The sequence below is a fragment of the Rhizobium sp. WSM409 genome, from assembly GCF_057653825.1.
On the sequence record NZ_CM172794.1, the window covers coordinates 3,440,259 to 3,454,967 of the forward strand.

A 14,709-nucleotide genomic window follows, 5' to 3' on the forward strand; every position below is an offset into this window, starting at 1 on the left:
TCAAATGATCTTTGAAATTCAGGATGCGGATGAACTGTTGCCTTCGGCAAAAGCTTCAAGCTCGGGGTCGAAATCGACCTCGACGACATTGTTGAAGACGGCGGTGGCAAGCATGATGCCGGCAAAGGCGACGAGATCGACGAGCACCTTGGTTTCGTAGCGCTGTTTCAGCTTCGCCCAGATTTCGGCGGGAACGGCGTTGGAATTGGTAACGATCGCCTTACCGAAAGCGTCCAGCAGCGCCTCCTCTTCGGAAAGCTCCAGCGCGTCAGGATCGAAACCCTTGTTGATCAGCGCCCGGCGAAAGAAGGTGATGGCGATCTTCGATTTCGCCGCCTTCGAGATCGCATGCGAGAAGATCCAGATTTCCCGGTCGCTGATGGCGGGATCGAGCTCGGCGCGCAGCGTGAACCATTCGGCATAGATGTGGTGAGCGGCCGGCGAGTGCAGTAGCGTCCGCTTCATGTTGGTCATGCGCCCGCGCAGCCTGACTTCCTCGTCATGCGCCGCACGAACCTCTTCCGAGGCGGTGTCGTAATCGATCTGCGGGAGGTGGCTCATCGGCTCGGCTCTTTCGTTGTGCAAAGAAGCTATCGAGGTGCCGACATATTGTGCAGTCCAACTTCGTCTAGCTTTTCCGACTTTCGACAAAAACTATTCCGCCTGGGGCGACCAGCCGGCATGTTCGTGCCAATCAGATATATCAGCATCCGGCAGTCATCGAGAACGCTTGCAGGCGCACTCATGAAACCCCGGGCAGCCGTGAATCCACTTGGCCGCTGCTCGACGCCCGCCTAGACTGCTCAGATCGAAGGTGGAGGCAAGGCATGGGCGACGACCACGAGCATCATCACGTCGACTGGCGGGAACATGGCGTCAAGGTCATTCCCGGCAATTCGCTCGATCCGAACACCGCGCAGACGCCAGGCATGAACCGCGCGACCGCGATCAACAATGCGCGCGCCGGGGCCGAGAAGATCTGGGCCGGCACGGTGACGATCCATGCCAACGCCAAGACCGGCGCCCATCATCACGGCGATCTCGAAAGCATCATCTACGTGGTCAAGGGCAAGGCCCGCATGCGCTGGGGCGAGCATCTGGAGTATACCGCGGAGGCCGGCCCCGGCGACTTCATCTATGTTCCGCCCTATGTGCCGCATCAGGAGATCAACGCCAGCCGCGACGAGACGCTGGAATGCGTGCTCGTCCGATCAGGTCAGGAACCGGTCGTCGTCAACCTCGACATCGAGCCGGTCGAAAAGCCGGAAGACGTCGCTTGGATCGACCCGATCCACCGTTAGAGCAATTCACCGTCGAGCAAGCGGCTGACATCCTCAGCCGCCGAACGCTCTGCCAAGATCATAGCAAAGGAACGTCGCAGACCGCTTTAGGCGTGGACGACGCCTGCGCTGTTCATAACAGGCTTCTCGATGATCCGGCCGGTATCGGCGGCATAGAGGTGGATCTGGTCGTAATCGATCGCGATGCCGATCGGATCGCCCGACTTCACCTTCACGGCCTCAGTCAGCGCCACGGCAAAGGGTAGCCCGTCGAAATCGGCGTGGACGATGCGGCTTGCGCCGAGCTCTTCGATGAAATCGGTCGTTGCTACCAAGGCGCCTGGCGCATCCGGGGCCACCAGCCGGGCGGCCTCGGCACGCATGCCGAGCACGACGCGTTTGCCTTTCAGCGGTGCGGCGCGCTCGCGTGGCAGCGCCACCATGCGGCTCTGATCGTAGACGAAGACGCCCTCGTCATTGATCGTGCCCTCGAGCAGGTTCATCGCCGGCGTGCCGACGAAGCCCGCAACGAAGCGCGAGACCGGATGATGATAGACCTCTTCGGGCGTGCCGACCTGCTCCACCCTGCCGCCGTTCATTACCACCAGCCGATCGGCCAGCGTCATCGCCTCGGTCTGGTCATGCGTGACGAAGATCGAAGTGGCCCCGAGGCGGCGGTGCAGGCGGCGGATTTCAGCGCGCATGGCAATGCGCAGCTTGGCGTCAAGGTTCGACAGCGGTTCGTCGAAGAGAAACACCTTCGGCTCGCGAATCATCGCCCGGCCCATGGCGACGCGCTGGCGCTGACCGCCGGAAAGAGCGGCCGGCCGGCGTTCGAGGAAGGGTTCGAGGCTGAGCGCCTTGGCGACCTCGCCGATGCGCCGGCTCCGCTCTGCCTTCGAGACACCGGCCACCTTCAATGCGTAGCCGATATTCTCGGCAACGCTCATATGCGGATAAAGCGCATAGTTCTGGAACACCATGGCACAGCCGCGCTCGCGCGGCTCCAGCTGGTTGACGACGCGGCCGTCAATGGCGATTTCACCACCGGTGATTTCCTCGAGGCCGGCGATCATGCGCAGCAGCGTGGACTTGCCGCAGCCGGATGGGCCGAGGATGACGATGAACTCGCCCGACTGGATGTCGAGATCGACGCCGTGAACGACGGGGGTCTTGCCGTAGTTTTTCTTCACGCCACGAATGGAGATCGGTGCCAAGGGAATACTCCTTCACTTCTCGGTGGAGATAAGGCCGCGTACGAACCAGCGCTGCATCAGAATGACGAGGATCAATGGCGGCGACATGATGATCAGGGTTCCGGCCATGGCGACGTTCCAGTCGGGCAGACCGAATTCGGACGGGATGAGGGTCTTGAGCTGCGTCACGGCGATGCCGAAATTCGGATCGGTGGTGATCAGCAGCGGCCAGAGATACTGGTTCCAGGCCCAGACGAACATGATGGTGAAGAGCGCGATCATATTTGGGCGAGAGAGCGGCAGAAGAATGTCCCAGAAGAACCGGACCGGGCCTGATCCGTCCATCTTCGAGGCCTCGGCAAGCTCGTCCGGAACCGTCAGGTAGAACTGCCGGTAGAGGAAGGTACCGGTCGCGGTTGCGACCAGCGGCAAAACGAGACCGGGATAGGAATTCAGCAGACCCCATTCGAGCTTGATCTGGATGCCGGTGATCTGCGCAACGAGCCAGCTTATGCCGGTGACGTCGAGGATCGTCTGGAAAGGCTGCAGGGCGTTGGCCGCGATCGAATAGGTCGGCACGATGCGGACTTCCAGCGGCAGCATCAGCGTGATGAAGATGATCCAGAAAATCACATACCGGCCACGGAAGCGGAAGTAGACGATCGAGAAGGCTGCCATGGAAGACAGCATGACCTTGCCGGCGCCGACGGTTGCGGCGAAGATGATGCTGTGGAATAGCTTGTTGCCGAGATCGGCGCGAACCCAGGCGGTCTCAGCGTTTTCCCAGAAATGCGAGCCCGGCGTCAGCGGCAGCGGCACGCGATTGACCGTCTCCAGATCAAGCGTCGACGCGATGATGACGATGGCGAAAGGCAAAAGCGCGATCACCATACCGAGCGCGAGAAGGCTATAGCAGATGAAGTTGAATATCGGCGTGCGTTCGATCATGTCCGCGACCTCACTTGTAGTGCACCCGCCGCTCGATGAAGCGGAACTGGAAGATGGTGAGTAGGACAACCAGCACCATCAGGATGATGGACTGCGCTGCGGCGCCCGAATAGTCGAGACCTCTGAAGCCGTCGAAATAGATCTTGTAGACCATGAGCTCGGTGGCACGCGCCGGGCCGCCCTGCGTCATGATGTCGACGATACCGAAGGAATCCTGGAAGCTCTCGGTGATGTTGATGACGAGCAGGAAGAACAGCGTCGGCGTCAGCAGGGGCAGCTGGATATCCCAGATACGGCGCATCGGTCCCGAACCGTCCATTGCGGCGGCCTCGATCAGCGAGCGCGGAATGCCTTGCAGCGCCGAGAGGAAGAAGATGAAGTTGTAGCCGATATATTTCCAGGAGAAGGCGACAATGACGGCGATCATCGCGTCCTTGCCGTCGAGTGCGGGGTTCCAGAGGCCGGGCCAGACGTGGTTGATAACCGACAGAAGGCCGGCCTCCGGCGCCAGGATGAAGCGGAAGGCGAGGCCGAGAGCGGGAGCGGCAATTGCATAAGGCCAGATGAAGACTGACCGATAGACTTTGTGGCCGCGCAGCTCCCGATCCGTCAAAAGCGCCAGGATCAGCGCCAGCCCCATGGCAATGGCCGTCGAGCTGAAGCCGAAGATCATGCTGCGGGTGATCGAGTCCCAATAAACAGGATCGGTGAGCAGCTGTCTGAAATTGTCGAAACCGACCCAGGCATTACCGCCGCCCCATGGCTGCTCGAGCGTGAACGCCCAATAGAGCGCCTGCGCACTCGGCCAGTAGAAGAAGACGAAGATCAGCAACAGCATCGGAAATGCGAAGAGCAGTCCGATCGTCGTCGAGGAGAAAGTGACGCGCTTTTCCATGAGTGGTCGTTTTCGTCCTGGTTTGGTTTAAAGCATGTCGCGCAGCAGTTTTGCTGTAGCGACATGCGTCAAAATATAGATCTAAAGCGCGAGGAGCGAACCGGAAAGATTGCGGCGCGCTTTAGGCGTGCGCGGCGAGGCCGCATCCGCGACAATTTGAGACTTACAAAGACGCACCCGGCGCGCAAAACGCGGGCCGGGTGCGGCTCATTATCCAAGCGATCAGGGGAGCTGAACGTTCTTGTAGGTCTGCTGGAAGCGACGGAGCAGCGTATTGCCGCGTTCGGCAGCACTGTCGAGCGAAGCCTGGACATCGGCATTGTTAACGAAGATTGCCTGCAGACCATTGGCGATTTCGGTGCGGACCTGCAGCAGGCCACCGAGGCGGATGCCCTGCGGAGCCGCATCGCCAGCCGGAGAAGCGGTCAGGCTCTGAATGGCGAGTTCGCGGCCGGCATAAGGCGCCTTGCCGTAGAAGCCCTGCTTATTCAGATATTCGAAACCGGAGTTGCGAACCGGGATGTAGCCGGTAACGGTCGACCAGGTAAGAGCTTCTTCCGGCTTTGCGATGAAGTTGAAGAAGGCAGCGGCAGCCTTGTATTCGGCGTCGGAGTGACCCTGCAGAACCCAGAGCGAAGCGCCGCCGACGTAAGAGCTGTGACGGGCTGCGTCGCCGTAGGTCGGGAGCATGGCAACGTCCCAGTTCATGCCTTGCTTGGCGGTGCGGCCGACATTGCCGTGGTCGCCGACCGAGGTCAGGATGACCTGGCAATCGCCGGCGGCAAAGGCTTCGACGAAGGTCTGGCCGACAGCCTTGTTCTTGATGACGACAAGCTTGTCGTCGTACCAGGACTTGAGATCCTTGACGTAGCTGACGAGAAGCGGGTTCTTGTTGAACACCAGCTCGGCGTCCAGACCTTCAAAGCCGTTCTTCTTCGTGGCGATCGCTTCGCCGTTGACGGCTTCGAACTGCTCGATGTACTGCCAGACTTCATTGTTGGAGATGTCAAAGCCGAGTGGGCAAGCATAGCCTGCATCCTTCAGAGCCTTGAGGTCCTCGCCTGCTTCCTTCCAGGTTGCCGGAGCATGATCCTTGCCGATCTTGGCGAAGGCGTCCTTGTTCCAGTAGAGAAGAGCGGTCGAGGAGTTGAAGGGGAAGGAGTACATCTCGCCCTTCGATGTCGCGTAATAGCCGGAGATACCGGAGAAATAGTCCTTCCAGTCGACGGTATAGCCCATGTCGGTCATCAGCTTGTTTGCCGGGTAGTAGGCGCCGGAGAGCATGATGTCGAGGGTGCCGGCGTCGGAGACCTGGGCGATGGTCGGCTGCTTGCCGGCGCGGAAGGCGGCGATGGTGTTCTGCAGGGAGGCGTCATAGCTGCCCTGGCTGGTGCAGACGACTTCGTAGTCGGCCTGCGACTGGTTGAAGCGATCGCACTGCTCCTGGACACGCTTTGCGATGTCCCCGGAATTGCCGAACCAGAAGTCGATCTTGGTCTTATCGGCGGCGGCAGCGGGACCAGCAAGAAACGCTGTAGCGAGAAGGGCGCCAACGGCGCCGAGAAGCTTGGCTTGCATGAGAACCTCGAACGTAAAAGGACGCGCACTTTCAGCGCACGCCCTATTAGCTGGTTGAAATTGCCGCCGCCAATGAATATTACATGACATGAAATGTTCCAATTCCAGTTGTCACAAAGCAGTCATACAATCATTATTCGTAACATTTCGGGAAATATTTAAAGAACTTTTGTATAGATTTCAAATCTATTTGAAATACTATATATCTACATTAAAATAAACGCAATTTTAGAACGCGTTTAATGTTCAATTATATTGGAAAGAAGCGCCTTTATTCGCGCGCGCAGCTGGAACGAAACTTGCAAAACAGCCGCATTTTGCCCTTACACTGCTGTGCAACGCCCGGTTTCAGCCTCCAAATCAAAGGGAATCCTTCAAAATTGCAGCAAAACGCGGATCGAACGCACGGCTGATCGGTCCGGCCGCAGCGCCAAGCGCCACCGACCAGGGATCGGCCATGCCGGACTGCAGGCGCGGCAGCGTCCGGCCACTACGTTCGGCGATCGAGGGCAGCAATGGGCCGATTGCCGCAATCAACCTGTTCACCAGCGCTTCCGGCGCGCTGCCGCAGAGGATGACGGTCTGCGGATCGAACAGCGTCTCGATGAGATGGATGCTCCAGCGCAGGTCCACAGCGGCCGCCTCAACCCAGGCGTCGATGCTTTGATCGCCTCTCAAGGCAAGATCGTTGATACGTGCGTGGAGATGAGGGTCGGCGGGATCGACCGATAGATGCTGATAGAGCGAGGCGAGCGAGGCGCGATGTTCGAGCGGCGTCGATTTGCCGTCGGCAAACAGCAGCGCCATGCCGATCTCGCCGGCATTGCCGTTGGTGCCGCGGTAGAGTTCGCCGTTCAGAATGAGGCCGGCGCCGATGCCATAGCCGACGAAGAGGCAGACGGCGTGGTCGAGGCCGTGGGCAACTCCCACCATGCGCTCGGCGGTCGCCGCCGCCGCCGCATCGTTCTGCAGGCCGACATCGAGCCCGGTGCCGGCGGTCAGCGTTTCCAACAACGGAAATTTCTGCCAGGCCTCCATCATCCAAGGATCGTCACCGCTGCCGGCAACCCCGAAAGGCCCAGGCATGGCGGCGCCGAGGCCAACCAGCCGCTTTTCCGACTGCTGGACGACCCCGGCAAGCTTTGAGCGTATGCCGGCGACGAGGTCGAGGATGACCTTCGTCCCATTCGACGGACCTCCAGGTGGTAGCCCGGCCTCATCACGCACGAGAACACTGCCGACGAGATCGACGGCGACCGCCCGCGTCACATGCCGGTCGATCTGCAGGCCGATCGCAAAGGCGCCCTCGGGCACTAGGCCATAGGGTGTCGAGGGCTGGCCCCTGCCCCTTCTCACCGCCTCCTGCGAACTGACGAGACCGTCGCGCTCGAGTTCCTCGATGATATTGGACACCGTCTGCTTGGTCAGCCGCGTCGCCCGCGCCAGATCGGCGCGTGAAAGCGCGCCGTTGATCCTCAGGGCATCGATCATCACGCGCCGGTTATGTGCGCTGGTGCCTTCGTGATTGGTGCCGCTCTTGGCCCGGATCGGGCGGCTGTCATTCATGTGCAATTCCCTCTTGACTCCAATAGAATGTTGAAGAAGTAATAAGTCAATACACTTGACTTAATGAGGAACCGGAGAGTTCCAGGGAACGCAGGAGGCGGGCAACGGCTCCAACGACGCTCCGAGACGACGAACCGGCACGCTTTCCGCGCGTGCTTGCTCGAACACCGATGGCGGAGAACCGCCCTCGGCAATGCGTAAATGTCAAAAACTGGAGGCTGCAATGCTGAAATCCCTTAACAAGACGCTTCTCGGTGCGGCATTGATCGGCGCATCCCTTGCGCCGCATGCTTTCGCCGAAACGACGCTGAACGCGCTTTTCATGGCCCAGGCCGCCTATAGCGAGGCCGATGTGCGCGCCATGACCGACGCCTTCGCCAAGGCGAACCCCGATATCAAGGTCAATCTCGAATTCGTTCCCTATGAAGGCCTGCACGACAAGACGGTGCTGGCGCAGGGTTCCGGCGGCGGTTACGACGTTGTCCTCTTCGACGTCATCTGGCCGGCAGAATACGCCAGCAACAAGGTGCTGGTCGACGTCTCCTCTCGCGTCACCGACGAGATGAAGAAAGGTGTGCTGCCGGGAGCCTGGACCACCGTGCAATATGATAGCAAATATTACGGCATGCCGTGGATCCTCGACACCAAATACCTGTTCTACAACAAGGAGATCCTCGAAAAGGCCGGCATCAAGACTCCGCCCAAGACCTGGGACGAGCTGACCGAACAGGCAAAGACCATCAAGGACAAGGGCCTGCTCGCCACGCCGATCGCCTGGAGCTGGTCGCAGGCCGAAGCCGCGATCTGCGATTACACCACGCTCGTCAGCGCCTATGGCGGCGATTTCCTGAAGGACGGCAAGCCGGCCTTCCAGACCGGCGGTGGCCTCGATGCACTGAAATACATGGTCTCCAGCTATTCCTCGGGCCTCACCAATCCGAACTCCAAGGAATTCCTCGAAGAGGACGTCCGTAAGGTCTTCGAAAACGGCGATGCCGCCTTCGCGCTGAACTGGACCTACATGTACAACATGGCCAACGATCCGAAGGACAGCAAGGTCGCAGGCAAGGTCGGCGTCGTGCCGGCGCCGGGTGTTGCCGGCAAAAGCGAGGCTTCGGCCGTCAACGGCTCGATGGGCCTCGGCATCACCTCGGCCAGCAAGCATCCTGATGAGGCCTGGAAATACATCACCTTCATGACCTCGCAGGCGACGCAGAATGCCTATGCCAAGCTCAGCTTGCCGATCTGGGCGTCCTCCTATGAGGACCCTGATGTCACCAAGGGTCAGGAAGAATTGATCTCCGCCGCCAAGATCGGCCTTGCCGCGATGTATCCGCGTCCGACGACGCCGAAATATCAGGAGCTCTCGACCGCGCTGCAACAGGCGATCCAGGAATCGCTGCTCGGCCAGTCCTCTCCCGAAGATGCGCTGAAGTCGGCGGCCGACAATAGCGGCCTCTGATTAAGCCATGAAACCCCGGGCGGCGCCCGCCGTCGCCCGGTCTCCAAACCGATAATGAAGAAGGGTCGCCTTGATGTCGGGCACTTGGCTGACAACGCGCGCGTGGCTTTTGATGCTGCCGCTTCTCGTGGTCATGATATCAGTCATCGGCTGGCCTCTGATCGATACCGTCGGCCTCTCCTTCACCGATGCCAAGCTCGTCGGCACCGAAGGAAACTTCGTCGGCATCGACAATTACGCGAAGATGATCACCGGCTCGAATTTCCAGCGCACGCTGATCACCACCGCATGGTTCGCGATCGTCTCGGTCGCCGCCGAAATGGCGATCGGCGTTCTGGCAGCCCTGCTGCTGAACCAGCAGTTTCGCGGCCGCACCGCGCTGCGCGCCCTGATGATCCTGCCCTGGGCACTGCCGACCGTCGTCAACGCCACACTCTGGCGGTTGATCTACAATCCCGAATACGGCGCGCTAAACGCCGCGCTGACCCAACTCGGACTGCTGGAGGCCTACCGCTCCTGGCTCGGCGAACCGGGCACGGCGCTGGCGGCCCTCATCGTCGCCGACTGCTGGAAGAATTTCCCGCTGGTGGCGCTGATCGCACTGGCCGCCCTCCAGGCCGTGCCGCGCGACATCACCGCCGCCTCGCTGGTCGACGGCGCCGGCGCTTTCGCTCGCTTCCGCTTCGTCATCCTGCCCTATCTCGCCGGCCCGCTGATGGTGGCCCTGGTGCTGCGCACGATCGAAGCCTTCAAGGTCTTCGACATCATCTGGGTCATGACCCGCGGCGGCCCGGCCAACAGCACGCGCACGCTGTCGATCCTCGTCTATCAGGAAGCCTTCTCCTTCCAGCGGGCAGGTTCGGGCGCATCGCTGGCATTGATCGTCACGCTGCTGGTGACGCTGCTTGCTGCCGCCTACGCCGCTCTGGTGCGCAAGACCGCCGGGAGTGCGGCCTGATGGAACGCCAGAGCCCGCTCTTTTCTGTCTTCATTCATCTCTGCGCGCTGTTGCTTGCCGCCGTCATCCTGGCGCCGATCCTGTGGCTGTTCATCATGAGCATCTCGCCGGCCGCCGACCTTGCCGCAAAGCCGCTGCGCTGGTGGCCGCAGACGGTGGATTTCTCTCGCTACGGCGTACTGCTCTCGACGATCGAAAACAGCGCCGGCGCCGCCTTCACCTCGTCGCTGCGCAACAGCATCGAGGTGGCGGGCATGGCGACGATCGCCGCCATCGCGCTCGCCATTCCGGCCGGCTGGGCTGTGTCGCGCACACCTTCGGTCGGCTGGTCGCTATCGATGGTGATCGCCACCTACATGTTGCCGCCGGTGGCGCTCGCCGTGCCGCTCTATATGGGCCTCTCCCATCTCGGCATGCTGAACAACGTCTTCGGCCTCGCCCTCGTCTATCTGACAATTCTCGCGCCCTTCACCACCTGGTTGATGAAATCGGGCTTCGATTCCATCCCGCGCGAGATCGAATCCGCGGCGATGATCGACGGCGCCGGCCTGTTCCAGACGTTGAGGATCATCACGCTGCCGCTCGCCGCCCCCGTGATGGCGACGTCGAGCCTCTTTGCCTTCCTGCTTGCCTGGGATGAATTCTTCTATGCGCTGCTCTTCACCTCGGACCAGCGCGCCAAGACGCTGACCGTCGCCATCGCCGATCTCGCCGGCGGCCGCGTTTCCGATTACGGACTGATCGCGACGGCAGGCGTGCTCGCCGCCCTGCCCCCGGTGCTGATCGGTCTTGTCATGCAACGCGCCCTGATTTCGGGGCTCACCAGCGGCGGCGTCAAGGGATGAACATGACAGCAGAAAGACCCCGGCCGGCCGGACTTGCCGCGATCGATCGCGAAATGGCCCGCCAGCATGCCGATGCGATCTCCTCCTATGAAGCGGCCCAGCCGATGGCCACGAGGGCCGCCGCCTCGCTGAAGCGGACCGGGCGGCTATTGCTCATCGGCATGGGCGGTTCGCATGCCGTCAACCGCGCCGTCGAGCCACTCTACCGTGCCCTCGGCATTGATACCGTCGCCATGCCGCTGTCCGAGCAGCTCGGCCAGCCGCTGCCGATCGCCGGTAGGACGATCTTCGTCACCTCGCAATCCGGCGAAAGCGCCGAGGTCGTGCGCTGGTTCAACGAAACCGGCGGCACCGAGGAGACCTTCGGCCTGACACTCGAAGGCAGCTCCTTCCTCGCAAGCGCCGCCCCGTCACTCATCGGCACCGGCGGCACCGAGCTTGCCTTCGCCGCGACCCGGAGCCTGACGGTGACCTTCGCCCTGCATCTGGCAATCCTCGCCACCCTCGGTGACGATCCAGACGCCGCGATTGCCGCCCTCAAAACGCCGGAAGACCATGACATCGCCGCCGCGCTCACCGCCCTCGAAAATGTCGCGACCATCGTCACGTCAGGCCGCCGGCTGCAGGGTATCGCCGAGGGGCTGGCGCTCGGATTGACGGAACTGTCGCGCCGTCCCTGCTTCTCGCTCGAAGGCGGCCAGTTGCGCCACGGGCCGATGGAAATGCTGGGGCCGGAGATCGGCGTCGTGCTGTTCCGTGGCTTCGACGAGACGGCCGGCCTGGTGACGGCAATGGCGACATCCGCCGTCGAGACCGGCGCCCCCGTCATCCTTTTCGACGCCTCGGGCGAAGCGGCGGTCGCCGGCGCGGTGACGATCCGCTTTGCCCCGGCAACCGGCCTTGCCGCGATCTTCGCCATGCTGCCGGTCGCCCAGCGGCTGATGATCGCCTTTGCCGATGCCCGCGTGGAAAATGCCGGAACGCCGGTCCGATCCACCAAGATCACCCGGAGCGAATGAATGCGGCCGCTTGCAGTCATCGGCAACGTCAACATCGACCTCATCCTCGGACCGGCCGCCCCCTGGCCGAAGGCCGGGACGGAAATCATCGTCGATCATGACGAGTTACGGGTTGGCGGAGCCGCCGGCAACAGCGCGCTCGCCTGGCAAGCGCTTGGCGTCGAATTCGAGATCTCCGCCAATATCGGCAGTGACCAGTTCGGCCGCTGGCTGAGCGAAGCCTTCGGCCACCGTTCCGACAAGTGGCCGGTACGTCCGGAGAAAACGACGCTCTCCGTCGGCATCACCCATCCGGACGGCGAGCGCACCTTCTTCACGACAAAAGGCCACCTGCCGCGTTTCAGCCTGGCAGATGTCTTCGCCGTCATCGAGGGTGCCAGGCTGCAGGGCGGCTACGCCCTTCTCTGCGGCTCGTTCCTGACCGATGACCTGACAGCGGATTATGACGCCTTCTTTGACTGGGCCGACAGCCATGGCATCACCGTCGCGCTCGATACCGGCTGGCCACTCGACGGCTGGACAGACGAGAATTGCGCAGCGACACGCGCATGGCTCTCCCGCAGCGGTATCGCGCTGCTGAACGAGGTCGAATCAACGACACTTGCCGGCATTGCCGATCCGGTCGAGGCGGCCCGTCACATCAGGTCGCATATGCCGGAGGGTGCGATCATCGTCGTCAAGCGCGGCCCGGACGGCGCTCTCGCGATCGGGCCGGACGGCCTGTTGGTTTCGGTGACGGCACCCGTTGTCGAGGTCGTCGATACGATCGGCGCCGGCGATGTCTTCAACGCCGCCTTCCTTGCCGCGCTCGCAAGCGATGAGCCGCTGATTTCTTGTCTGGAGGCGGGAACCGCAGTCGCCTCGCGCGCCATATCCACCCTTCCCCGCGACTATGACGGCCCGTCATCTCCCGAGGAGCCTGTGCGATGAGCGCGCTCGAAATTCAGAATATCCGCAAGACCTATGGCGACGTCGAGACGCTGAAAGGCATCGACATCTCATTGGAAAGCGGCGAATTCCTGGTGCTGCTCGGCTCCTCCGGCTGCGGCAAGTCCACCCTGCTGAACATCATCGCCGGCCTTGCCGAGGCGACGAGCGGCGATGTCAGGATCGGCGGCCGCTCGGTGCTCAGCGTGCATCCGAAGGACCGCGATATCGCCATGGTCTTTCAATCCTACGCGCTCTATCCCAATCTGACGGTGCACCGGAACATCGGCTTCGGCCTGGAAATGCGCAAGGTGCCGGCGCCGGAGCGCGACAATGCCGTGCGCGACGCCGCAAAGCTCCTGCAGATCGAAAACCTCCTCGACCGCAAGCCGAGCCAGCTTTCCGGCGGCCAGCGCCAGCGCGTCGCCATCGGCCGTGCGCTGGTGCGCAAGCCGGAGGTATTCCTCTTCGACGAGCCGCTCTCCAACCTTGACGCCAAGCTGCGCATGGAGATGCGCACCGAGATCAAGCGGCTGCATCAGATGCTGAAGACCACGGTCGTCTATGTCACCCATGACCAGATCGAGGCGATGACGCTTGCAAGCCGCATCGCCGTCATGCGCGACGGCCGCATCGAGCAGCTGGGCACGCCGGAGGAGATCTACAACCATCCGGCAACGCTCTATGTCGCGACCTTCGTCGGCGCGCCGCCGATGAACCTGCTGAAGGCAACGGCGCGTGACGGTCGCCTGGCGCTTTCAGGCTCCGATGTCAGCCTGCCCCTGCCCGCTCGTTTCCGCGAGACGGCCGGCAATGGCCGCGACTTTATCCTCGGCATTCGTCCCGAGGCGCTTCGCACAGACGGCACCGGCCCGTCGATCGAGGCAATCCTTGAAGTCGCAGAGCTGACCGGCCCGGAACTCGTCGTCACCGCCCTTGCCGGAAATCAGCGCCTGATGGCCTGCCTGCCACCACGCACGCCAATCCGCGACAATGAAAAGCTCACCCTCCTTTTCGACGAGGAAGCAATGCATCTCTTCGACCCGCAAACCGGCCTCAGCTGCGGCCGCTAGAGCATGTCGCGCAAAAGTGTGCAGCGGTTTTGCGACAACGACATGCGTAAAAACAAGGACCTAAAGCGCGAGGAGCGAATCTGAAAGATCGCGACGCGCTTTAGCGACGGAACGGCTATCCCGTCGGCTGTTCAATTTGCCGCGTCGGTGGGCTTCCGCTGGTAGACGTGAATATAGTCGACAAGCAGGATGGAAGGATTGGGCGTTTCATCGATCGGCCAACCCGAGCCGAGTGCCAGGTTCACCAGCGGATAGAACGGCATGTGGAACTCCTTCGGCGTGTCGAAGCTCCAGATGAACTGACGGTCGAGATAAAAGCTCGTCTTGTCAGCTTGGATATCGACGCCGTAGGTATGATATTCGCTGTTCAGAATTCCGTCCTGGACGGTTTGCCAATGGCCACCAGTTGTGTTCTGGCCGCCCTGGCTCTGACGCCAGATATGGAAGCCCATGCTGAATTCGTAGGGCGCGCGCCCATAATATTCCAGGACGTCGATTTCGGCGGTGTATTTCGACCGATCGAGCCCGATGAGCCAGAAGGCTGGCCAGACTCCCTTGCCCGGCGGCAGCTTCATCCGTGCTTCGAAATAACCGAATTGCTGCGAGAACCCTTCGCCTTTCGGGTTCACCGACGACAACAGGCCCGATCGCCAGGTTCCATCGGCCTCCTTGCGCGCCTCGATCTTCAGAATTCCCTGATCGGTGGTAAACGGAAAGCCGGGGGCCGGATCGGTGAAACGGGCGTCACCGAAATCGCCGTTCCAGGGCGTATGGGCGATCCAGCGGGAGCTTCTCTCTCCCCAGGCCGAGACGTCGAGACTGTCGAAACTCTCCTCGAACGTTAGCTGATACGCATTGATATTGAGTGGTTGCTGAGCCACGCTGGGCTGGCCGGGCAACGCCCCCAGACCGAGAACGATGAGCAAACCCAGAGCCTTAGAAGATATCCCGTAACGCATTCT

General features: G+C 61.5%; 14 protein-coding genes. 7 read left to right on the forward strand and 7 right to left on the reverse strand.

Features of this window, described 5'->3' with window-relative positions:
• Window positions 1-18: 18 nt before the first annotated feature.
• On the reverse strand, window positions 19-561 hold the full coding sequence (locus AC25BC_RS17140; RefSeq protein ID WP_128438269.1) for a carboxymuconolactone decarboxylase family protein: 543 nt from the start codon (window positions 559-561) through the stop codon (window positions 19-21).
• Window positions 562-827: 266 nt separating this feature from the next.
• Here AC25BC_RS17140 and AC25BC_RS17145 point away from each other — a divergent pair, with 266 nt between their 5' ends.
• The gene (locus AC25BC_RS17145; protein WP_003542461.1) at window positions 828-1,301 is read left to right on the forward strand and encodes a cupin domain-containing protein; all 474 of its coding nucleotides are present in this window, start codon (window positions 828-830) and stop codon (window positions 1,299-1,301) included.
• 86 nt (window positions 1,302-1,387) lie between these two features.
• Here AC25BC_RS17145 and AC25BC_RS17150 read toward each other — a convergent pair whose 3' ends face one another.
• The 5 genes from AC25BC_RS17150 to AC25BC_RS17170 all read right to left on the reverse strand — a co-directional run bounded on the left by AC25BC_RS17150 (window position 1,388) and on the right by AC25BC_RS17170 (window position 7,463).
• Complete coding sequence (locus AC25BC_RS17150; protein ID WP_012758748.1) at window positions 1,388-2,497, reverse strand: sn-glycerol-3-phosphate import ATP-binding protein UgpC; 1,110 nt, start codon at window positions 2,495-2,497, stop codon at window positions 1,388-1,390.
• 12 nt (window positions 2,498-2,509) lie between these two features.
• Entirely contained in the window at window positions 2,510-3,424 is a 915-nt protein-coding gene (locus tag AC25BC_RS17155) for an ABC transporter permease subunit (protein ID WP_017995013.1), read from the reverse strand.
• A gap of 10 nt (window positions 3,425-3,434) precedes the next feature.
• On the reverse strand, window positions 3,435-4,319 hold the full coding sequence (locus AC25BC_RS17160) for a carbohydrate ABC transporter permease (protein WP_012758750.1): 885 nt from the start codon (window positions 4,317-4,319) through the stop codon (window positions 3,435-3,437).
• 222 nt (window positions 4,320-4,541) lie between these two features.
• Window positions 4,542-5,897, reverse strand: a complete 1,356-nt coding sequence (locus AC25BC_RS17165; RefSeq protein WP_012758751.1) for an extracellular solute-binding protein — start codon at window positions 5,895-5,897, stop codon at window positions 4,542-4,544.
• Between the two features lie 360 nt (window positions 5,898-6,257).
• Window positions 6,258-7,463: an ROK family transcriptional regulator gene (locus AC25BC_RS17170; protein WP_012758752.1), complete on the reverse strand. Its 1,206-nt coding sequence runs from the start codon at window positions 7,461-7,463 to the stop codon at window positions 6,258-6,260.
• A 223-nt stretch (window positions 7,464-7,686) separates the two neighbouring features.
• Between AC25BC_RS17170 and AC25BC_RS17175 the strand changes: the two genes are divergently transcribed.
• The 6 genes from AC25BC_RS17175 (at window position 7,687) to AC25BC_RS17200 (ending at window position 13,747) form a co-directional block, all read left to right on the forward strand.
• On the forward strand, window positions 7,687-8,925 hold the full coding sequence (locus tag AC25BC_RS17175) for an extracellular solute-binding protein (RefSeq protein WP_012758753.1): 1,239 nt from the start codon (window positions 7,687-7,689) through the stop codon (window positions 8,923-8,925).
• Between the two features lie 73 nt (window positions 8,926-8,998).
• A complete protein-coding gene (locus tag AC25BC_RS17180) occupies window positions 8,999-9,883 on the forward strand; it encodes a carbohydrate ABC transporter permease (protein WP_012758754.1) in 885 nt (294 codons plus the stop codon).
• Window positions 9,883-10,728: a carbohydrate ABC transporter permease gene (locus AC25BC_RS17185; protein WP_012758755.1), complete on the forward strand. Its 846-nt coding sequence runs from the start codon at window positions 9,883-9,885 to the stop codon at window positions 10,726-10,728. The genes AC25BC_RS17180 and AC25BC_RS17185 overlap by 1 nt, the downstream gene beginning before the upstream one ends.
• Entirely contained in the window at window positions 10,725-11,747 is a 1,023-nt protein-coding gene (locus tag AC25BC_RS17190; RefSeq protein WP_128438270.1) for an SIS domain-containing protein, read from the forward strand. The genes AC25BC_RS17185 and AC25BC_RS17190 overlap by 4 nt, the downstream gene beginning before the upstream one ends.
• Window positions 11,748-12,677, forward strand: coding sequence for a PfkB family carbohydrate kinase (locus AC25BC_RS17195; protein ID WP_012758757.1), 930 nt, complete (start codon window positions 11,748-11,750; stop codon window positions 12,675-12,677).
• Entirely contained in the window at window positions 12,674-13,747 is a 1,074-nt protein-coding gene (locus AC25BC_RS17200; protein ID WP_012758758.1) for an ABC transporter ATP-binding protein, read from the forward strand. Before AC25BC_RS17195 ends, AC25BC_RS17200 begins: the two co-directional genes overlap by 4 nt.
• A gap of 131 nt (window positions 13,748-13,878) precedes the next feature.
• On the opposite strand, the gene AC25BC_RS17205 is transcribed toward AC25BC_RS17200, so the two are convergent.
• Window positions 13,879-14,706, reverse strand: a complete 828-nt coding sequence (locus AC25BC_RS17205) for a glycoside hydrolase family 16 protein (protein ID WP_012758759.1) — start codon at window positions 14,704-14,706, stop codon at window positions 13,879-13,881.
• Window positions 14,707-14,709: the final 3 nt, after the last annotated feature.